An 18,535-nucleotide genomic window follows, 5' to 3' on the forward strand; every position below is an offset into this window, starting at 1 on the left:
CGCTCAGTCAATTCCCGCGGTGAGCGGGCCGGGTCGTGTTCCTTCGGGCGCGGGTCAGGCGTTGTCGTCGGCGCGGGGGCGGGGGTGGGCGCTCAGGTCGAAGTCGGTCCACAGGACCTCGCCGTCGTCGATCTCGTCGGTGGGCTTCATGCCGAGGGCGGCGGCGACGCCCTGGGAGGCGCCGTGCTCCGGGTGGACGTGGGCGACGCAGCCGGCGACCCCGGCCTGGTCCCGCAGCCAGCCGGCCATGGCGCGGGCGGCCTCCTTCGCGTACCCGGCGCCCTGGGCGTCGTGGGCGACGGTCCAGGCGAGTTCGGCCTCGACGCGGTCGGCGCCGACGGGGTAGAGGGTCGCCTGGACGGTGCCGATCAGCCGCCCGCTCTCGCGGAGCCGCATCATCCAATTCAGCCAACCATGGCGGCCGTCGGGCGAGTGACCGACCACCTGCCGCCGGTAGCGCGCATCAAGCTCCTCCGCGGTGGGCGGCGTGCCGCCGATCCACTCGTGCAAACGGACGTCGTCGAGAAAAGCCGCAGCTTCCGCGGCATGTTCGATGGTCAATGGTTCCAGTCGCACACGCTCCGAGTCCACCAGAGCGGCAGCCGGCCAGCGTTTTTCCTCAGGCATGCGGCGATCCTAGCCACCGCCCGCAAGAGCGCCTGCTCGGCCAATGACGAACCCGACCGCGAAAAGCCCTCTGTGGCGAATCATTTGCCACTGTTACGTTGTGGTCTCGTTCAACCGAGCAACATTCAGGCAAGGTTCGAGCAAGAAGAACGGGCTTGTAGAAGCCCGAATGGGAGGCGCCGAAATGGCGAACCAGACGGAAGTCACCGACCAGAACCCCGACATTCTGCTTGACGCCGAGCTGGACGCGGCCGCTCTCGAAGCGGCCCTGCCCACGCTCGCCGAAAAGCTCGGCCTGCTGGCCGGCGAGCTCACCGCGGACGAGCGCGCCGTGCTCAGCTCCATCGTGACCTCGGCGAGCGAGCACCTCCAGGAGCTGCAGAAGGGCAACGAGGAGGCGCTGTTCGTCTTCGCCAAGCCCATCTCGGCGGCCGCGACCCCGGAGATCCGCAACCGCCTCATCGGTCTCCCCGGTGAGCTGGGCTTCTCCGGCGAGTAAGGGCACGCACGCCGCCGGGAGCCACCCGCCGGCCCGTCAGTAGGCGACTGAGGAAGGTCAGGGGATCGGAACATGGCGTCTGCGGAGGAAACCTCAGTACTGGTACAGCGGCTGTCCGAGCTGTCAACGGATCTGACCGCCGCAGAGCGAGAGAACCTGAAATTCCTTCTGAGTATGGCCGCTGGGGGTGTACTCAGCGGCCATGCTCAGAAAATTCCCGAGAAACTCCGGATGAGTGCTCTCGGGGTCACGCAGCAATCGCTGCCCAAACTTCTCGCCGGGGCCCGGGAGAAATTCCCGACCGGAATCGTCTTCTACGGCCGGGCGCCTTTTCTGTCCGACGCGGACCTGAGCGCTCTCGACGCGGAATCCCGGGAATTCCGGCACACCGCCGAGCGGTTCATGGACCACTATGTGGCCTCCGGCGCCCCGATGGCACGCGAGCTGTCGCTGTCCGAGAAGGTGCGGGAGTTCCTGGCCGAGAACGTCGGGACGGTCTCCCCGACCCGCCGGGCCAACTACCTGTACTACGACGAGCCCGGGCTCGGCATCGACCCGCACGTCGACAAGGACGAGTTCTCGCTGAACATCCTCACCATGCTCGAACACCGCGAGGGCTCCGCCGACCGGTCCGAGCTGATCCTCCATCCGCCGGGGCAGGACGCGATCCGCCTGCACCTGAAGGCGGGGGAGTCCCTCGTCTTCTTCGCGGACAGTGTCACCCACCAGCGCACCAGGACCACCGCCGACGAGGCGATCCGCCTGGTCTCCTTCGGCTACCGCACCCTCGGGGGGAACGTATGACCACCACGTCGACCATGGGCCGCCGGCTCGCCGGACTGCACGAGCACCTGTCCCCCGCCGAGCAGGCCAACCTCAAGCTGATCCTCGGGCTGTCCGCCGGGCGCCTGGTGGCGGCGCACGACCCCGCCGCCGCCCCGGGCCGCGAGGCCGTGACGGACGCCCTGGAGATGCTCTGCCCGTACGACGTGAAGGACCCGCGCGGGGTGCAGTACCGGGGGCGGCCCGCGTTCCTCACGGACGAGCTGCTCGCGCTGCTCCAGGAGGAGTCCCGGCAGGTCGGACGGACCGCGGTGCCCTACGACGAGCACTACCTCGGCCACGGCGGACCCGTCGCGGCCGGGCTCGCCAAGAGCCGCGAACTCGCCGACCTCGTGGCGACGGTCGTGCCGAAGGCGGAGGCGACCGGGGTGGCGAGCTACCTGTACTACCGGGACGCCGGGCAGGGCATCATCCCGCACATCGACACGGACATCTTCTCCCTGAACGTGCTGATGATGCTCGCCCACGACATCCCCGACGGGACGGCGGAGCCCTCCGCGCTGCACATGCACTACGCGGACGGCTCGAAGGAACGCTTCCAGCTGGAGCCGGGCGAGGTCGTCATCTTCCTGGCCGGCACGCAGGCGCACAGCCGCACGCCGATCCGCGAGGACGAGCGGGTCTCCATCCTCACGTTCGGCTTCATGCCCGAAGGCGCCCCCCTGGAGAACTACAAGCGATGACCGTCGCCCTCGGAATCCACTGCGGCCACGAGTCCTCCTGCGCCGTCGTCCGCGACGGCGTGCTGCTGGCGGCCATCCAGCAAGAGCGCGTCACGCGCCGCAAGTACGACGGCCAGGAGGCGCTGACCAACCGGCTGCCCGTGCGCGAGGTCCTCGCGGCGGCCGGTCTGACCCTCGACGACGTCGACGTCATCGTCAGCTCCTTCCAGGCGGCCGGCCCCTCCGGTGTGGGCCTCCAACGCCCCCTGGTGTCGGCCTCCTTCGACCTCTTCGACCCGTACGACGCGCGCCACCAGGTGGTCTCCCACCACCTCGCGCACGCCGCGTCGGCGCTGTACGCGTCGGGGTTCGAGGAAGCCACGGTGCTCGTCTCCGACAGCGCGGGCACCTCCTCCTGGGACGGCGCGGACTTCCATGTCCCGTTCGCCGCGTTCGAGCGCGCGTACTACCGCGACGTGGCCCCGGACGACCCGGCCGCCGCTGAGGTCCGTACGGAGATGCGGTCCATGTACGCGTTCCGCGCGGGCCGCTTCCACCTGCTGGAGCGGGAGTTCAGCCGGCCGCACAACCAGCCGGACGTGTTCATGCAGAGCGAGGCGAGCCTCTACGACAACGTCGCCCGCTTCCTGTTCCGTACGGAGCACGCGCACGGCCAGCTCATGGCGCTCGCCGCGCTGCCCTTCGAGGGCCCGGCCCGGATCACCGCCGACGACATCCTCACCCCGGGCGAGCGGCCCCGGCCGCGCAACGGCTGGCAGCGCCTGGAGGCGGGCACCGACGTCCTGCGCGACGCCGACATCGCGCACGCGGTGCAGGAGGCGTTCAACCGGCTGATCGTCGCCCACGCGGCCCGTGCCGTGGAGCTGAGCGGGCTCCCCGACCTGGCGTGCGCGGGCGGTGTCTTCCTCAACCTGTCCGGCAACAGCGCCATCGCCGCGCTCCCCCAGGTACGGGACTTCTACGTCCCCTCCTGCCCGCACGACGCGGGCATCTCCACCGGCGCCGCCTATCTCGGCTGGGCCCGCTCGGCGCCCGAGCCCCCGACCGGCGCCGCCAAGGTGACCTGCGACTACCTGGGCCGCCCCGCCGAACCGATCCCGGCCGAACTCGCGCGCGGCCACGGCTACTCCGTGTCCGCCGAGGCCGCCGCCGAGGACCTGGACGCGCGGGCCGCGCGGGCGCTCCTGGACGGCGAGATCGTCGTCCGGTACGCCGGGCGGGCCGAGTTCGGGCCGCGCGCCCTCGGCAACCGGTCGATCCTGTGCCACCCGGTGGCCTGCCAGGACGCGAAGGCGAAGCTGAACGGGATCAAGAAGCGCCAGCCGTGGCGGCCCGTCGCGCCGCTCGTGCGGGCCGAGGACCTGGAGACGTACTTCACGGGACCGGGCGAGGCGCCGTTCATGAACTACGACTTCATGGTGCGCGAGGAGTTCCGGGACGTCCTCAAGGAGATCGTGCACGACGACGGCTCCGCGCGCGTGCAGACCGTGACGGCCGCCGACAGCCCCGCGATCCACCGGCTCCTCACGCACATCGCCGACGCGGGCGCGATCCCGGTCCTGGTCAACACCTCGTTCAACGGCCCCGCCCAGCCGATCATCGAGTCGGCCGATGACGCCCTCGACTTCGCCCGGCATCCCGACATCGGCGCCCTGCTCACCGAGGACCGGCTGCTGCTGTCCCCGCCGCCGCGCAAGACGGGCGTGCGGCGCGCCGAGTCGACCGTGATGGCGGTGTTCGGCTCGGGCGCCGGCGCCCGCTACGTGCTGAGCAACGCGACGGCGCAGGTCCCCGTCTCCCGTGACCTGTTCGTGAGCCTGCTGGAACAGGAGAGCGTGCTCACCGACAGCACGGCCGGCGACGTGGTCGCGGGCCTGCGCGCGGGTGTGCTGGAAGAGGCGTGAGCGGCCCCGGCCGCACCGGAACGAAACCCTGAGGACGGATGACGACCACCACTGACCCGCTGAAGACGAGCGACGCGCTGGCGACCTCGCTGCCGGTGGCGAACTTCCTGTCGTTCTTCGCCATCGCCGCCGTCGAGTTCTCCGTGCCGTTCGTCGCGGTGGACGCCCTCGGCGCGAACGCGGGCGTCGTCGCGCTGCTCGGCATCTGCCGCTTCGCCCCCCAGGTCCTGCTCGCGGGCCCGGCGGCGCGGCTCGTCGAACGGTTCGACCAGCGCGCCGTCATGATCGGCTCCGAGCTGCTGCGGGTCGCCGCGTTCACGCTCGCCGCGCTCGGCCTCGCGTTCGCGCCCGGGGTGGCCGTCGTCATCTTCTGCCTGGCCAACGTCAGCCTGGCGTGCGGCTCGGTCCTGACGGCCGTGTCCACGCAGGTGCTCGTGCCGCAGGCGTTCGCCGACGAGGCCCTGCCGAGGATCTACTCCCGCCTGGGCATGGCCGAGTCCTGCGCCGACGCGGCGGCGCCCTTCCTCACCGGCGTCGGGCTCGCCGCGCTGGGCCTCGCGCCCACGTTCGGCGTGGCCGCCGCGCTCGCGCTCGCCGCCTGCGGACTCCTCGTACGGATCCCCCGGGTACGGGTGCCGAAGGGCGCCGCGCACGACGCTGACCCCGGCGGGCAGGACGCGGCCCCGGCGCGGACCACGTTCCGGGCGGGCCTCGCCGTCAACTTCCGTACGCCCGCCATCCGTACCGTCTCCGTCTGGTCCCTGGCGTACAACTTCGGGCAGAGCGTCATCGAGCCGGTGCTGCTGATCGTGCTGCTCGACACGACTCCGCTGACGGCGGCGGTGTACGGGGTGATCCGCAGTTGCTCGGTGCTGTTCGCCGTCCTCGGCGCGTACACCGCGGGGCGCCTCCCGAGGGCGCTGCGCGGGGGCTGGGGCACGTCCCTGTTCGGGTGCGGCGCGGTCGGCTCGTACACGGTGATCGGGCTCGGCGCCTACGCGGGCGGCGGGGGCGGGCTGCTGCTGGTGCTCGCCGGGTTCGTCCTGGACGAGTTCTGCTCGGGGGTCGTCATGGTGCGGGTGCAGACGTTCCGCGCCCGGGCCATCACGGACGCCGAGCGGCCCATGGCGACCGCGTCCTACCGCGCCGCCAACCTGACGGCCGTGCCCGCCGGACTCGCGGTCGGCGGGATCGCGGGCGTGCTGATGAGCTCGGCGACGCTGCTCCTCGGCATCGGCCTGCTCATGGCGGTCCCGGCCGCCCTCATCTGGTCCCGCGCGGTGCGCGAATCCGAGCCGGCGCCCGCCTGAGCGGCGCCCCCCGGACAGGGGTACGCCCCGGCTCGGGGGGCGGCCGGGGCGTACGTATGGGGGCGGGGGTCAGCCCGTGTGCGGGAGGCGCTCCGTGGACGGGATGACGCCCAGGCGGCCGGCCTGGAAGTCGTCGAACGCCTGCTGGAGTTCGGCCTTGGTGTTCATGACGAACGGGCCGTAGTGGGCCATGGGCTCGCGGATCGGCTGCCCGCCGAGGATCACGACCTCCAGGTCCGGGGTGTTCGAGTCCTGCGACTCGTCGGCCCGCACGGTCAGGGACGAACCCGCGCCGAAGACGGCCGTCTGGCCCGTGTGGACCGGGCGGCGCTCGGCGCCGACCGTGCCGCGCCCGGCCAGGACGTACACCAGGCCGTTGTAGTCCTCGCGCCAGGGCAGGGTCGCCTCGGCGCCGGGACGGACGGTGGCGTGCACCATCGAGATCGGCGTGTGCGTGATGCCGGGACCCTCGTGCCCGTCCAGCTCACCGGCGATGACGCGGAGCAGCGCGCCGCCGTCGGCGGTCGTCAGGAGCTTGACCTGGCCACCGCGGATGTCCTGGTAGCGCGGGTCCTTCATCTTGTCCTTGGCCGGCAGGTTCACCCAGAGCTGGAGGCCGTGGAAGAGGCCGCCCGACATGACGAGTTGCTCCGGCGGCGCCTCGATGTGCAGCAGGCCGGAGCCGGCCGTCATCCACTGGGTGTCGCCGTTGGTGATGGTGCCGCCACCGCCGTGCGAGTCCTGGTGGATGAAGGTGCCGTCGATGATGTACGTGACGGTCTCGAAGCCGCGGTGCGGGTGCCAGGGCGTGCCCTTGGGCTCTCCGGGCGCGTACTCCACCTCGCCCATCTGGTCCATCATGATGAACGGGTCGAGGTACTTGTAGTTGATCCCGGCGAACGCGCGGCGCACCGGGAAGCCCTCCCCCTCGAAGCCGCCGGGCGCGGTCGTCACGGCGAGCACGGGGCGCGCGGTGGCGTCCGCAGCCGCGGCCACCCGGGGCAGGGTCAACGGGTTCTCGACGGTCACTGCGGGCATTGTGGGCCTCCTTGGCGTCCTCGTGCCTCGATATTAGTTGAACGTAGAACTTTCTGCCACTTGGAACGCGGAAGGCCCGGAGGACATTCCCTCCGGGCCTTCGGTGTGCAGTGGATCAGTGGATCAGCGGGCGTTGCCGTGGTTGAAGTGGTACGCGCCGCCCCCGCCCTGGTGGCCGTGGGCGCCGGGGCCCTTGCCGCCGGTGCCGGGCTCCACGTGGTTGGTCTTGGTGTGCACGATGTCGTAGTAGACGCTCTTGTCGGCGGCGTTCGGGAAGACGCGGTACGTGAAGACGTTCTTGTCGAGCCGGACGATCGGGACCGTGCGCTCGAAGAGGACCTTGCCGTTCGCGTCCTTCGCGTTGATCCAGCGCTCGGAGCCGTCCGGGGTGACGGTCCAGTCGCCGTGCATCTTCGGGCTGTCGTCGAGGTTGTACATGGCGTACGTGCCGTCGGCGTCGAAGTACGCCCAGCCCACGAAGTTCGCCACGGCCGGGTTGTCGAGGGCGACGCGGTCGCCGTCCTGGTCGACCGCGCCGGTCGTCTTCCACGGGGTGGAGGCGAGCACGCCGGACGGGGTCGCGCCCTTGTGCGCGGCGGCGGCGCGGGCGGGGGCGGCGGGGCCGTCGGCGGCCATGGCCGTGACGGGCACCAGGGCGGAGACGGCGACGGCGAGCGCGGAGACGGTGAGGGCGGACCGGCGGGAGAGTCGAGTGATGTTCATGTCCTCGACGCTATGAGCGGCACGGGGGCGGCCGGGTCATCCGATCGGCTACGTATCACCGCCCGGACCGCCGATACCGCCGATACCGCCGCGTCCCGCGCGGTGGTTGCCGGGGCCTTCCTCAGCCGTACATGCGACGCATGGCGTAATCGACCATCTGTTCGACGGCCTTGGCGTCGAAGACCATGCGGTGCTCGCCCTCCATGTCGAGGACGAAGCCGTAGCCGGTGGGCAGCAGGTCGATGACCTCGGCGCCGGTGATCACGAAGTACTTGGACTCCTTGCCCGCGTACCTGCGCAGTTCCTTGAGCGTGGTGAACATCGGGATGACCGGCTGCTGGGTGTTGTGCAGCGCGAGGAAGCCGGGGTTGTCGCCGCGCGGGCAGTAGACCTTCGAGGTGGCGAAGATCTGCTGGAAGTCCTCGGCGGACATCGACCCCGTGGTGAAGGCACGGACCGCGTCGGCCAGCGACGGCGGGGACGGCTCCGGGTACAGCGGCGGCGCCTGCTGCCCGTACCCGCCCTGCATGCCCTGCTGCGGCGGCGCGTACTGCTGTCCGCCGGCACTTCCGGCGTGCTGGTCGTATCCGTACATGGGGGCAAGCCTACCGACCGGCCCGGTACCAGGAGGGGGCGTCGGCCTTCTTGTGGACGGGGCCCGGAGGGAGGACCGTGGGGGGCCGCGGCGCGGGGGGCCGGCGAGGCCGCCTTCGTCACAGTTGCCCCGGCGGGGTTGCGCCTTATTACCGGCGGGTAGCATCCTGGTGGTTACTAGTTGGTACGCGTACGAGGACGGGCCGGGTGAACCGGACGACCCACCTCCCAAGCCTTTACGGAGCCGTCGCCATGGGGCACTACAAGTCGAATCTCCGGGACATCGAGTTCAACCTCTTCGAGGTGCTCGGCCGCGACAAGCTGTACGGCACGGGCCCGTTCGCCGAGATGGACGTCGACACCGCCAAGAGCATCCTCGAAGAGGTCACCCGCCTCTCCGAGAACGAGCTGGCGGAGTCCTTCGCGGACGCCGACCGCAACCCGCCGGTCTTCGACCCCGAGACGAACACCGCGCCCGTACCCGAGACGTTCAAGAAGTCCTACAAGGCGTTCATGGACTCCGAGTACTGGCGCCTCGGGCTGCCCGAGGAGATCGGCGGCACCACCGCGCCGCGCTCCCTCATCTGGGCCCACGCCGAGCTGATCCTGGGCGCCAACCCGGCCATCTGGATGTACTCCTCCGGCCCCGCCTTCGCCGGCATCCTCTTCGAGGAGGGCACCGAGGAGCAGAAGAAGGCCGCCGCGGTCGCCGTCGAGAAGCAGTGGGGCTCGACGATGGTGCTGACCGAGCCGGACGCCGGCTCCGACGTCGGCGCCGGGCGCACCAAGGCCGTCAAGCAGGAGGACGGCACGTGGCACATCGAGGGCGTGAAGCGGTTCATCACGTCCGGTGAGCACGACATGTCGGAGAACATCCTCCACTACGTCCTCGCCCGCCCCGAGGGCCACGGCCCCGGCACCAAGGGCCTGTCCCTCTTCCTCGTACCGAAGTACGAGTTCGACTGGGAGACCGGCGAGCTGGGCGAGCGCAATGGCGTGTACGCGACCAACGTCGAGCACAAGATGGGCCTCAAGGCGTCCAACACGTGCGAGATGACCTTCGGCGACAAGCACCCCGCCAAGGGCTGGCTCATCGGCGAGAAGCACGACGGCATCCGCCAGATGTTCCGCATCATCGAGTTCGCCCGCATGATGGTCGGCACGAAGGCCATCTCGACGCTGTCGACCGGCTACCTGAACGCGCTGGAGTACGCCAAGGAGCGCGTCCAGGGCCCCGACCTCGCCCAGTTCATGGACAAGGCCGCGCCCAAGGTCACCATCACGCACCACCCCGACGTGCGCCGCTCCCTGCTCACGCAGAAGGCGTACGCCGAGGGCATGCGCTCGCTGGTCCTCTACACCGCCTCCGTCCAGGACGCGATCCAGGTCAAGGAGGCCGCCGGCGAGGACGCCTCCGCCGAGCACGCGCTCAACGACCTGCTGCTGCCCATCGTCAAGGGCTACGGCTCCGAGAAGGGCTACGAGCAGCTCGCGCAGTCGCTCCAGACGTTCGGCGGCTCCGGGTTCCTCCAGGAGTACCCGATCGAGCAGTACATCCGTGACTCGAAGATCGACACGCTGTACGAGGGCACGACCGCGATCCAGGGGCAGGACTTCTTCTTCCGGAAGATCGTCCGCAACCAGGGTGCCGCGCTGAACGGGCTCGCCGAGGAGATCAAGAAGTTCCTCGCCGTCGAGACGGGCGGGGAGGAGCTGGCCTCCGCCCGGGACTCGCTCGCCAAGGCGGCCGTGGAGCTGGAGGCGATCGTCGGCGTCATGCTGACGGATCTGGCGGCGACCGAGCAGGACGCGCAGAACATCTACAAGGTCGGGCTCAACACGACGCGGCTGCTCATGGCCTCCGGTGACGTGGTCGTGGGGTACCTGCTGCTCAAGGGTGCGGGTGTCGCCGCCGAGCGGTTGGCCTCCGGCGGGGCGGGGAAGGATGCGGCGTTCTACCAGGGGAAGGTCGCGGCTGCGAAGTTCTTCGCGGCGAATGTGCTTCCTGGGGTCACCGGGGCGCGGAAGCTTGCGCAGGCGACGAGCGAGTCCGGTCTTGACGTCATGACCTTGGACGAGTCGGCGTTCTGACCTCCGGTCGGGCGCGGGGTTCTTCGTCTGACGGTCGCGTCGTGGTTGCTCGCGCAGTTCCCCGCGCCCCTGGAGGGGCGACTACGTCGCCACCTCCTCCCCTGGGGAGCTGGGGCGAAGCCCCGCTCCTCAGGGGCGCGGGGAACTGCGCGACCTCAGCTACAAGCAGCCTCCGCCGGAGAACTCCTCAGGGGCGCGGGGAACTGCGCGACCAGCCACCCACCACCCGCAGGTGAAGGACAACCTCAGGGGGCAGCGCCCCGACAGGGGCGCGGGGAACTGCGCGGTAGTTCAGCGCGGGGGAGTAGGGATGGCGGAACCCGCGGAGCGGACCCGCCTAGTCTGGGCGCCATGCGCACACCCTCCGGCCCCTTCGATCGCGGGCACACCGACGACCTGTTGACCTTCCTCGCCGCCAGCCCCACCCCCTACCACGCGGTAGCCACCACCGCCGCCCGGCTGGAGAAGGCCGGCTTCCGGCAGGTCGCCGAGACCGACACCTGGGACGCCTCGACCGGCGGCAAGTACGTCGTCCGCGGCGGCGCGATCATCGCCTGGTACGTCCCGGAGGGCACCGGCACCGCCCCCCACACCCCGTTCCGGATCGTCGGCGCCCACACCGACTCCCCGAACCTGCGGGTCAAGCCCCAGCCGGACATGGGCTCCCACGGCTGGCGCCAGGTCGCCGTCGAGATCTACGGCGGCCCCCTGCTCAACTCCTGGCTCGACCGCGACCTCGGCCTCGCCGGCCGGATCTCCCTGCGCGGCGGCGAGGAACGCCTCGTCGACATCGACCGCCCCCTGCTGCGCGTCCCGCAGCTCGCCATCCACCTGGACCGCTCGGTCACCGCCGACGGCCTCAAGCTGGACAAGCAGCGCCACATGCAGCCCGTCTGGGGCCTCGGCGGCGACGTGCACGAGGGCGATCTGCTGGCGTTCGTCGAGGACGAGTACGACCTCCCGCGCGGCTCGGTCACCGGCTGGGACCTCATGACGTACGCGATCGAACCGCCCGCCTACCTGGGCCGCGACAAGGAGCTGGTCGCGGGCCCGCGCATGGACAACCTGCTGTCCGTGCACGCCTGCGCCGCCGCACTCGCCGAGGTCAGCAAGCGCGGCGACCTGCCGTACATCCCGGTGCTCGCCGCCTTCGACCACGAGGAGAACGGGTCGCAGTCGGACACCGGCGCCGACGGCCCGCTGCTCGGCGGCGTCCTGGAGCGCTCCGTGTTCGCGCGCGGCGGCACCTACGAGGACCGGGCCCGCGCCTTCGCCGGGACCGTGTGCCTGTCCTCCGACACCGGGCACGCCGTGCACCCCAACTACGCGGAGCGGCACGACCCGACGCACCACCCGCGCGCGGGCGGCGGCCCCATCCTCAAGGTCAACGTCAACAACCGGTACGCGACGGACGGCAGCGGCCGGGCCGTGTTCGCGGCGGCCTGCGAGAAGGCCGGCGTGCCGTTCCAGACGTTCGTGTCGAACAACGCGATGCCGTGCGGCACCACCATCGGCCCGATCACCGCCGCCCGGCACGGCATCAAGACCGTCGACATCGGCGCCGCGATCCTCTCCATGCACAGCGTGCGCGAGCTGTGCGGCGCCGACGACCCCTACCTCCTGGCCAACGCGCTGACCGCGTTCCTGGAGGGCTGACGGGCGCCGCTCACAACTGCCGTGTGAGTCACAGGGGTTCGGGGGTACTCGGACCCCTGTCGCATCACCGCACGCACGACAGAAGAGAGAGGCGGACCTCATGAGTCTGGGGGGTTGCATCATCCTCGTAGCCGTCGGCGCGATCCTCGCCTTCGCCACCGACTGGCACATGAACGGGGTCAACCTCGACCTGGTCGGCTGGATCCTGATGATCGCCGGCCTCATCGGGATCTTCGTCTTCCGCAGCATCGCCCGGCGCCGCCGCGTCATGGTGCCGCCGCAGCAGACGACCGTGGTCCAGGACGAGCCCGACCGGCGGATCTGAGCCGTTCCGAAGCCGCCGCGTACCAGCCGGTAGCCCCCGCCGCGTACCCTGAGAACGACGAATTTCGGGGTGATACGGAAAAGCACAGGGGGGCACGGACGTGGAGTTCCGGCTGCTCGGGACGGTCGGCGTGGCCACCGAGAGCGGCGAGCTGCCGCTCGGGCCCGCCAAGCGCCGCAGCCTGCTGGCCGCGCTGCTGCTGCGGCCCAACACGGCCGTGCCGCTCGACCAGCTCATCGACGCGCTGTGGCCCGAGGGGCCGCCCGCCCGCGCCCGTACCGTCGCCCAGGGCCATGTCTCGCGGCTGCGGGCGCTGCTCGCGCAGGGCGGCGCCGACGAGTGGGGCGTACACCTCGTCACGCGCGGCGACGCGTACGTCCTGGAGATGCCCGAGACACTCCTCGACGCGCACCGCTTCGAGGAACTGGTCCGGCTCGCCCGCGACCAGCGCTCCCCCGACGACGCCGCCGCCCTGCTGCGCGAGGCGCTCGCCCTGTGGCGCGGGCCCGCGCTCGTGGGCGTCGCCCCCGGCGGGACGCTGCGCGTCGCGGCGGACGGCCTGGAGGAGTCCCGGCTCGCCGCCGTCGAACAACTGGCCCGCACCTACGGCGAGTTCGGCGAGCACGCCCGCGCCGCCGCCCTGCTGCGCGCCGAGGCCGTCGCGCACCCCATGCGGGAGTCGCTGGCCGCCGCCCTGATGCGGGCGCTGTACCGCTCGGGGCGCCAGTCCGACGCCATCGACCAGTACCACCGCACCCGCACCCTGCTCGCCGACGAGCTGGGCGTGGACCCGGGGCCCGCGCTGCGCGCCGCGTACGCGGAGATCCTCGCCGGGGACAGCGCCCCCGCCGCCGCACCGGCCGCCCCGGCGCCCGCCGCCCCGGCCGCGCCCGCCGCCGACGCCCCGGGGACCGGCCCGCAGGCCCCGGCCGCCGTCCCGGGGCCCGACCTGCTGCCGCGCCCGCCGCGCGGTTTCGTCGGGCGGGAGGCGGAACTGGCCGCGATCGGCGCCGCCGCCCGCCGCGAACACGCGGTCGTCGTCGTCACCGGGCCCGCAGGCGTCGGCAAGACCGCCGCGGCCCTGCACTGGGCGCACGCCGCGCGCGACGCCTACGACGGGGTCCTCTTCGCCAACCTGCACGGTTTCAGCGCGGACGCTCCGGCGGGCCCCGGCGCCTCTCCCGAGGCCCCCGCCGCCGCCCCCGCCGCCGCTTCGGCCCCGGCCGCCCCGCCGATCCCCGAGACCTCCGACGTGCTGCGCGAGTTCCTCATCGCGCTCGGCGTGCCCGCGCGGGAGCTGCCCGACACCCCGGGCGCGCTGGCGGCGGCGTACCGGGCCCGCACCGAGGGGCGCCGCTGCCTCGTCGTCCTGGACAACGCCCGTACCGCCGCCCAGGTCCGCCCGCTGCTGCCCGCGGGGCCCGGCGGCGCCGCCCTGGTCACCTCGCGGCTGCGGCTCGACGGGCTCGCCGTCAGCGAGCTGGCCCGCACCGTCGACATCGGCGTCCTGGACGCCCCCGCGTCCGCCGCGCTGCTGGCCGCCGCGACCGGCGCCGAGGACCGCCTCGCCGCCGAACCCGACGCCGCCGCCCGCCTCGCCGAGCTGTGCGCCGGGCTGCCGCTCGCGCTGCGCGTCATCGCCGCCCGCGTCAACGCCCGCCCCTCCCGGCCGCTGGCCTGCCTCGCCGAAGAACTCGCCGACGAACAGCGCAGGCTCGCCCTCCTCGACGTCGACGACACCGGCGTCGCCGCCGCGCTGCGGCTGACCCTGCGCACGCTGCCCGCCGACGCGGCCCTGCTGTTCCGGCGGCTCGGGGCGCTGCCCGGGCCCGGCCTCGACCGGTTCGCCGCCGCCGCCCTCACCGCGACCACGCCCGCCGCCGCAGCAGGCGCCCTGGACCGGCTCGCCGCCGCGCACCTCGTCACCGAGCCCGCGCCCGGCCGGTACGCCATGCACGACCTCGTCCGGCTCTACGCCCGCACGCTCGCCCGCACCGAGCCCCCTCGTACCGAGCCCGCCGACTCCGAGCCCACTCGTACCGACCCCGCCCGCACCGAGCCGGACCCCGCCGCGCCCGGGGACGCCGAGCCGCTGACCCGGCTGCTCGACCACTACGTACGCACCGCCATGCGCGCCGCCGCCACCGCCGAGCCCGACGACCGGCCCTGCTGCACGCTGCCCGAGGCCGCCAGGCCCGACCACGGCGGGCCGCACTTCGCGGACCGGGACGCGGCGCTCGCCTGGTTCGCCGCCGAGCGGGAGAACCTGGCGGCCGCCGCGCTCGCCGCCCACCGCGCGGGCCTCGACGACCGGGCCTGGCGGCTCGTCGTCCTGCAATGGCCGTACATCGTCGGCTACGTACGCGACGAATGGGTGCCGCTCCTTGAGCAGGGCCTCGCCGCCGCCGTCCGGCTCGGCGACCCGGACGCCGAGGCGCGCATCCGCGCCCTGTACGGCTGGGTGCTCACCGAGGAGGGCCGGCTGCCGCAGGCGCTGGAGCAGCTCGAACGCGCGCCCGGCCTCGCCGCCCGCGCCGGCGACCCCTCCAGCGAGGCCACCGCCCTCGTCAACCTCGCCATCGCCCTGGACCGCGCCGGGCCCGCCGGCAGCGCCGAGTCCCTCGCCCATGTGGCGCGCGCCGCCGATCTGGCCCGTGCCTGCGGTGACGTACTGACGGAACTGCTCGCGCTCGAACACCGGGCGCGGCAGTTGCTCGCGCGCGGCGAGTGCGACGCCGTACTGGACTGCACCGCGCGCGGGCTCGCCCTGCCGGACGCCGCCGACGAGGGCCTCGCGCCGCTGCGGCGGATCCTGCTGCGCGTCTCGCGCGGGCGCGCGCTGCGGGCGCTCGGCGAGGACGCGCACGCGCGCGAGGTGCTGCGCGAGGCGTACGCGCAGGCACGCGCGCGCGGCTTCGAGCAGGGCGAACGGGAGGCGGCGGCCGAGCTGGAGCGGGCCGACAGCCAAACGGCGACGGCACGATAGCGCGGGAACGACGGGACGGCGACGGCACCGGGCACTGTAGTGATCACAGCGGGCCGCACGACCGGGCGGGCCGCACAGCACCGGGGGAGAACCACCGTGAACCGCACCGCTCACCGCACCCGCACCGCCGTCCTCGCCACCGTCGCCGCCGTCGCAGGACTGACCCTCACCGCCTGCTCGGGCGGTGACAGCGGCACGAAGGACGAGGGCGCCGCCGCGAAGACGGCCGCCACCGCCCACGCGACCGCCGACAGCGGCGCCGCGACGGACAAGGCGGACTCCGGCTCGTCGTCCACGGGCGGCACGACCGCGCAGGCCGCCAAGTCCGGCACGTCGAAGGCGGGCGGCGCCGCGAAGGCCGGCACGGCGGGCGGCGGCACGGGCGCGAAGCAGGCGGCGCCCGAGTGCAAGGTGTCGTCGCTGTCGTTCACGCTCAAGCGCAAGTTCCCCGAGCAGCAGGGCGACCACCTGCTGATCACGGCGGTCAACAAGTCGGGCGCCGCGTGCACCGTGCAGAAGTTCCCGGTGGTCACGCCGGGCGGCGCCAACGGTGACGTGCCCGTCGCCAAGGACGACATCCGTCCCCCGCAGCCGCTGCTCGTCCCGGCCGGCGGCACCGTCTACTCGGCGCTGCCCGTCTACCAGGAGACCAAGGCCGAGGACGACTACTTCACGTCGATCCGGCTCTCCCTGGTCATGAACAACCCCGACACCCCGAGCGGCATCGTCACGCTGAAGACGCCGGGCGAGGTCGAGTACGCGGGCAAGCGCGCCGACGGCATCGAGGTCCTGTCCTGGAACCCGAAGATGCCGTACGCGGGCTGAGCCGGGGTCAGGCGGGCTCGTCCAGGCCCGCCAGCACCAGCGGCAGCCGGTCCGCGCCGCCCTCGGTGACGCGGACCGGCACACCCCAGTCCTGCTGGTGGACGTGGCAGGCGGGGTACTCGTTCGCCGGGTCGTCGTCGCAGGACGCGGCCATCGCCGACACATGCAGGACGCCCTCGGTGACGGCCGTGCCGAGGACCAGCTCGCGGGCGAGTTCGGTCCCGGCGCCGTCGCCCGCCGCCAGCAGCTCGGGCGGCGTCGAGGAGACCAGCAGGCGCGTGGAGGGCCCGTACCGGGTGTCGAGCTTCTGGCCCGCGGGGGCCTGGAAGACGACGTCGAGGCGGAGCTTGCCGGGGGCGACCTCGGTCGCGGCGCGCCGCGTGCGATGGGCGACGGACTCGACGCGGACCGCCTCCTCGGGCAGCCGCAGCCGCGTCAGGCGGTGCCGCGCCGACTCCACGACGACGACCTGATCGCCGTCGAGGACCGCGCCGCTCGGCTCGCGCAGATCCGTGGCGAGCGTCGTGACCTGGTCCGTGGCCGGGTCGTAGCGGCGCAGCGCGTGGTTGTACGTGTCACAGACGGCGACGGAGCCGTCCGGGAGCGCGGTGACGCCCAGCGGGTGCTGGAACAGGGCCTGCCCGGCGTCGCCGTCGCGGTGCCCGAAGTCGAACAGGCCGGTGCCGACGGCCGTGTGGACGTGCCCGTCGAGGTCCACCCAGCGCAGGGCGCTCGTCTCGGAGTCGGCCACCCACAGCCGGTCACCGGCGGCGGCGAGCCCGGACGGCTGCGCGAACCACGCCTCGTCGCCCGGCCCGTCGACCAGGCCCTCGTTGGTGGTGCCGGCCGCGACCGCGACCGTGCCGTCCGCCGGGTCGTACGTCCACAGCTGGTGGACGCCCGCCATGGCGATCCACACCTTGCCGCCGAACACGGCGACGTCCCACGGCGACGACAGGTCCACGTCGAGCGCCGGGCCGCTGGTCGGGGAGCCCTGCCACCACTGGCGGCCGGTGCCCGCGAGCGTCGTCACCTCGCCGCTGTCCAGGTCGAGGGCGCGCAGCGCGTGGTTGACGGTGTCGGCGACGACGACCGTGCGCTCGTCCAGCAGGGCGAGGCCCTGCGGCTCGTTGAAAAAGTCCGGGCCGAGGCCGCGCTCGCCGCTGCCGATGCGCCGTACGACGCTCTCGCCGTCGGCGGCCAGCTCCACGAGCTGGTGTCGGGTCGTGTCGCTGACCAGGAAGTTCCCCGAGGGCAGGCGCAGCGCCTTGCCGGGAAAACGCAGGTCGGAGGCGACCGGCTCGGGCGCCACGTACGGGCCGTCGCCGCGCCGCAGGGTGCCCTTGGCCTCGTGCTCGGCCTCCAGCTCCGCGACCAGCGTCTCGATGGCGTGCGCGTGGCCCTCGCCGGCGTGCTGCGCGACGACGTACCCCTCCGGGTCGATCACGACGAGCGTCGGCCAGGCGCGCACCGCGTACTGCTTCCAGGTGGCCAGCTCCGGGTCGTCGAGGACCGGGTGCTCGACGCCGTACCGCTCGACCGCGTCGACGACCGCCGCGTGCTCCGCCTCATGGACGAACTTCGGGGAGTGCACGCCGACGATGACGACGGTGTCCCGGTGCTTCTCCTCCAGCTCGCGCAGCTCGTCGAGGACGTGCAGGCAGTTGATGCAGCAGAACGTCCAGAAATCCAGGACGACGATACGTCCGCGCAGGTCAGCGAGGGTGTACGCGGTACCGCCCGTGTTCAGCCAGCCACCCTTGCCGACCAGCTCGGGGGCACGGACACGGGCGCGGCGGGCGGGCGCGGAGTCGTTCATGTTTCAAGGGTGCCATGTGTGTCCCGTGGTGGAGTCCACGTGGTCCGGTACGGGGTCGTGGGCGTCGCCCGTCGAGGACGTACCCGACGGTTCGAGCAGCAGGATCGCGGTGCCGGGGGCGGCGTGCGGCTTGTGCCAGGTGCCGCGCGGCACGGTGAAGACGCTGCCGCGCGGCAGCACGACCGAACGCTCCCCCGCGCTCTCGCGCAGGGCGATGGTCAGCTCGCCCTCGACGACGAGGAAGAACTCGTCGGTGTCCTCGTGCACGTGCCACACATGCTCGCCCTCCGCCTTGGCGAGCCGTACGTCGTAGTCGTTGACGGTGGTGACGATGCGGGGGCTCCACAGCGCGTCGAACCCGGCGAGGGCGTGTGTGAGCTGGACGGGGTCCGGGCTGGGCCTGTTGGCTTCCATACGGCCATCCTGCCAGGGGGGCGTGCGGGTCAACGGGCTTCCGGAGCGGGGGCGTTCACGCGCGGGCGGGCAGTACCCCATCCTCCGGCCGGCGGGTGGCTGGTCGCGCAGTTCCCCGCGCCCCTGAGGGAGCGGGGCTTCGCCCCAGCTCCCCAGGGGAGGAGGTGGCGACGCAGTCGCCCCTCCAGGGGCGCGGGG

16 protein-coding genes are annotated in these 18,535 nt (G+C 72.7%); 10 read left to right on the top strand and 6 right to left on the bottom strand.

What is annotated here, in order from left to right; all coding sequences use genetic code 11:
- Nucleotides 1–54: 54 nt before the first annotated feature.
- Nucleotides 55–627, bottom strand: coding sequence for a GNAT family N-acetyltransferase (locus tag ACZ7LY_RS29815; RefSeq protein WP_471627857.1), 573 nt, complete (start codon nucleotides 625–627; stop codon nucleotides 55–57).
- Nucleotides 628–811: 184 nt separating this feature from the next.
- Between ACZ7LY_RS29815 and ACZ7LY_RS29820 the strand changes: the two genes are divergently transcribed.
- From ACZ7LY_RS29820 to ACZ7LY_RS29840, 5 genes are all read left to right on the top strand, one after another.
- The gene (locus ACZ7LY_RS29820; protein WP_471627858.1) at nucleotides 812–1,126 is read left to right on the top strand and encodes a hypothetical protein; all 315 of its coding nucleotides are present in this window, start codon (nucleotides 812–814) and stop codon (nucleotides 1,124–1,126) included.
- A gap of 231 nt (nucleotides 1,127–1,357) precedes the next feature.
- On the top strand, nucleotides 1,358–1,930 hold the full coding sequence (locus ACZ7LY_RS29825) for a hypothetical protein (RefSeq protein WP_471627859.1): 573 nt from the start codon (nucleotides 1,358–1,360) through the stop codon (nucleotides 1,928–1,930).
- Nucleotides 1,927–2,652 (top strand): hypothetical protein, encoded by a 726-nt coding sequence (locus ACZ7LY_RS29830; RefSeq protein ID WP_471627860.1) that lies wholly within the window; start codon nucleotides 1,927–1,929, stop codon nucleotides 2,650–2,652. The genes ACZ7LY_RS29825 and ACZ7LY_RS29830 overlap by 4 nt, the downstream gene beginning before the upstream one ends.
- Nucleotides 2,649–4,556, top strand: coding sequence for a carbamoyltransferase C-terminal domain-containing protein (locus ACZ7LY_RS29835; RefSeq protein ID WP_471627861.1), 1,908 nt, complete (start codon nucleotides 2,649–2,651; stop codon nucleotides 4,554–4,556). The genes ACZ7LY_RS29830 and ACZ7LY_RS29835 overlap by 4 nt, the downstream gene beginning before the upstream one ends.
- 38 nt (nucleotides 4,557–4,594) lie before the next feature.
- Nucleotides 4,595–5,866 (top strand): MFS transporter, encoded by a 1,272-nt coding sequence (locus tag ACZ7LY_RS29840; RefSeq protein WP_471627862.1) that lies wholly within the window; start codon nucleotides 4,595–4,597, stop codon nucleotides 5,864–5,866.
- A gap of 69 nt (nucleotides 5,867–5,935) precedes the next feature.
- On the opposite strand, the gene ACZ7LY_RS29845 is transcribed toward ACZ7LY_RS29840, so the two are convergent.
- From ACZ7LY_RS29845 to ACZ7LY_RS29855, 3 genes are all read right to left on the bottom strand, one after another.
- Nucleotides 5,936–6,904, bottom strand: coding sequence for a pirin family protein (locus ACZ7LY_RS29845; RefSeq protein ID WP_471627863.1), 969 nt, complete (start codon nucleotides 6,902–6,904; stop codon nucleotides 5,936–5,938).
- Nucleotides 6,905–7,027: 123 nt separating this feature from the next.
- Nucleotides 7,028–7,627: a DUF4822 domain-containing protein gene (locus tag ACZ7LY_RS29850; RefSeq protein ID WP_471627864.1), complete on the bottom strand. Its 600-nt coding sequence runs from the start codon at nucleotides 7,625–7,627 to the stop codon at nucleotides 7,028–7,030.
- 121 nt (nucleotides 7,628–7,748) lie between these two features.
- Nucleotides 7,749–8,222, bottom strand: a complete 474-nt coding sequence (locus ACZ7LY_RS29855; RefSeq protein ID WP_471627865.1) for an SseB family protein — start codon at nucleotides 8,220–8,222, stop codon at nucleotides 7,749–7,751.
- Between the two features lie 251 nt (nucleotides 8,223–8,473).
- Here ACZ7LY_RS29855 and ACZ7LY_RS29860 point away from each other — a divergent pair, with 251 nt between their 5' ends.
- The 5 genes from ACZ7LY_RS29860 (at nucleotide 8,474) to ACZ7LY_RS29880 (ending at nucleotide 16,104) form a co-directional block, all read left to right on the top strand.
- Nucleotides 8,474–10,312: an acyl-CoA dehydrogenase gene (locus ACZ7LY_RS29860; RefSeq protein ID WP_471627866.1), complete on the top strand. Its 1,839-nt coding sequence runs from the start codon at nucleotides 8,474–8,476 to the stop codon at nucleotides 10,310–10,312.
- Between the two features lie 351 nt (nucleotides 10,313–10,663).
- Nucleotides 10,664–11,968, top strand: coding sequence for a M18 family aminopeptidase (locus tag ACZ7LY_RS29865; RefSeq protein ID WP_471627867.1), 1,305 nt, complete (start codon nucleotides 10,664–10,666; stop codon nucleotides 11,966–11,968).
- 100 nt (nucleotides 11,969–12,068) lie between these two features.
- Nucleotides 12,069–12,293: a DUF6458 family protein gene (locus tag ACZ7LY_RS29870; RefSeq protein WP_471627868.1), complete on the top strand. Its 225-nt coding sequence runs from the start codon at nucleotides 12,069–12,071 to the stop codon at nucleotides 12,291–12,293.
- A gap of 100 nt (nucleotides 12,294–12,393) precedes the next feature.
- Nucleotides 12,394–15,279 carry an AfsR/SARP family transcriptional regulator gene (locus ACZ7LY_RS29875; protein WP_471627869.1) on the top strand — a complete coding sequence of 962 codons (2,886 nt, stop codon included), beginning with the start codon at nucleotides 12,394–12,396 and terminating at the stop codon, nucleotides 15,277–15,279.
- 96 nt (nucleotides 15,280–15,375) lie between these two features.
- Nucleotides 15,376–16,104 (top strand): DUF4232 domain-containing protein, encoded by a 729-nt coding sequence (locus tag ACZ7LY_RS29880; protein ID WP_471627870.1) that lies wholly within the window; start codon nucleotides 15,376–15,378, stop codon nucleotides 16,102–16,104.
- Nucleotides 16,105–16,111: 7 nt separating this feature from the next.
- On the opposite strand, the gene ACZ7LY_RS29885 is transcribed toward ACZ7LY_RS29880, so the two are convergent.
- Both ACZ7LY_RS29885 and ACZ7LY_RS29890 read right to left on the bottom strand, forming a co-directional pair.
- Nucleotides 16,112–17,923, bottom strand: coding sequence for an NHL domain-containing thioredoxin family protein (locus tag ACZ7LY_RS29885; protein ID WP_471627871.1), 1,812 nt, complete (start codon nucleotides 17,921–17,923; stop codon nucleotides 16,112–16,114).
- A gap of 3 nt (nucleotides 17,924–17,926) precedes the next feature.
- A complete protein-coding gene (locus ACZ7LY_RS29890; RefSeq protein ID WP_471627872.1) occupies nucleotides 17,927–18,337 on the bottom strand; it encodes a cupin domain-containing protein in 411 nt (136 codons plus the stop codon).
- Nucleotides 18,338–18,535: the final 198 nt, after the last annotated feature.

Source organism: Streptomyces sp. NPDC107550, assembly GCF_055639095.1.

Excerpts from the sequence above, each read along its gene's own strand:
- ACZ7LY_RS29815 (WP_471627857.1), bottom strand. The coding sequence starts at position 627 with ATGCCTGAGGAAAAACGCTGGCCGGCTGCCGCTCTGGTGGACTCGGAG.
- ACZ7LY_RS29820 (WP_471627858.1), top strand. The coding sequence starts at position 812 with ATGGCGAACCAGACGGAAGTCACCGACCAGAACCCCGACATTCTGCTT.
- ACZ7LY_RS29825 (WP_471627859.1), top strand. The coding sequence starts at position 1,358 with ATGAGTGCTCTCGGGGTCACGCAGCAATCGCTGCCCAAACTTCTCGCC.
- ACZ7LY_RS29830 (WP_471627860.1), top strand. The coding sequence starts at position 1,927 with ATGACCACCACGTCGACCATGGGCCGCCGGCTCGCCGGACTGCACGAG.
- ACZ7LY_RS29835 (WP_471627861.1), top strand. The coding sequence starts at position 2,649 with ATGACCGTCGCCCTCGGAATCCACTGCGGCCACGAGTCCTCCTGCGCC.
- ACZ7LY_RS29840 (WP_471627862.1), top strand. The coding sequence starts at position 4,595 with ATGACGACCACCACTGACCCGCTGAAGACGAGCGACGCGCTGGCGACC.
- ACZ7LY_RS29845 (WP_471627863.1), bottom strand. The coding sequence starts at position 6,904 with ATGCCCGCAGTGACCGTCGAGAACCCGTTGACCCTGCCCCGGGTGGCC.
- ACZ7LY_RS29850 (WP_471627864.1), bottom strand. The coding sequence starts at position 7,627 with ATGAACATCACTCGACTCTCCCGCCGGTCCGCCCTCACCGTCTCCGCG.
- ACZ7LY_RS29855 (WP_471627865.1), bottom strand. The coding sequence starts at position 8,222 with ATGTACGGATACGACCAGCACGCCGGAAGTGCCGGCGGACAGCAGTAC.
- ACZ7LY_RS29860 (WP_471627866.1), top strand. The coding sequence starts at position 8,474 with ATGGGGCACTACAAGTCGAATCTCCGGGACATCGAGTTCAACCTCTTC.
- ACZ7LY_RS29865 (WP_471627867.1), top strand. The coding sequence starts at position 10,664 with ATGCGCACACCCTCCGGCCCCTTCGATCGCGGGCACACCGACGACCTG.
- ACZ7LY_RS29870 (WP_471627868.1), top strand. The coding sequence starts at position 12,069 with ATGAGTCTGGGGGGTTGCATCATCCTCGTAGCCGTCGGCGCGATCCTC.
- ACZ7LY_RS29885 (WP_471627871.1), bottom strand. The coding sequence starts at position 17,923 with ATGAACGACTCCGCGCCCGCCCGCCGCGCCCGTGTCCGTGCCCCCGAG.
- ACZ7LY_RS29890 (WP_471627872.1), bottom strand. The coding sequence starts at position 18,337 with ATGGAAGCCAACAGGCCCAGCCCGGACCCCGTCCAGCTCACACACGCC.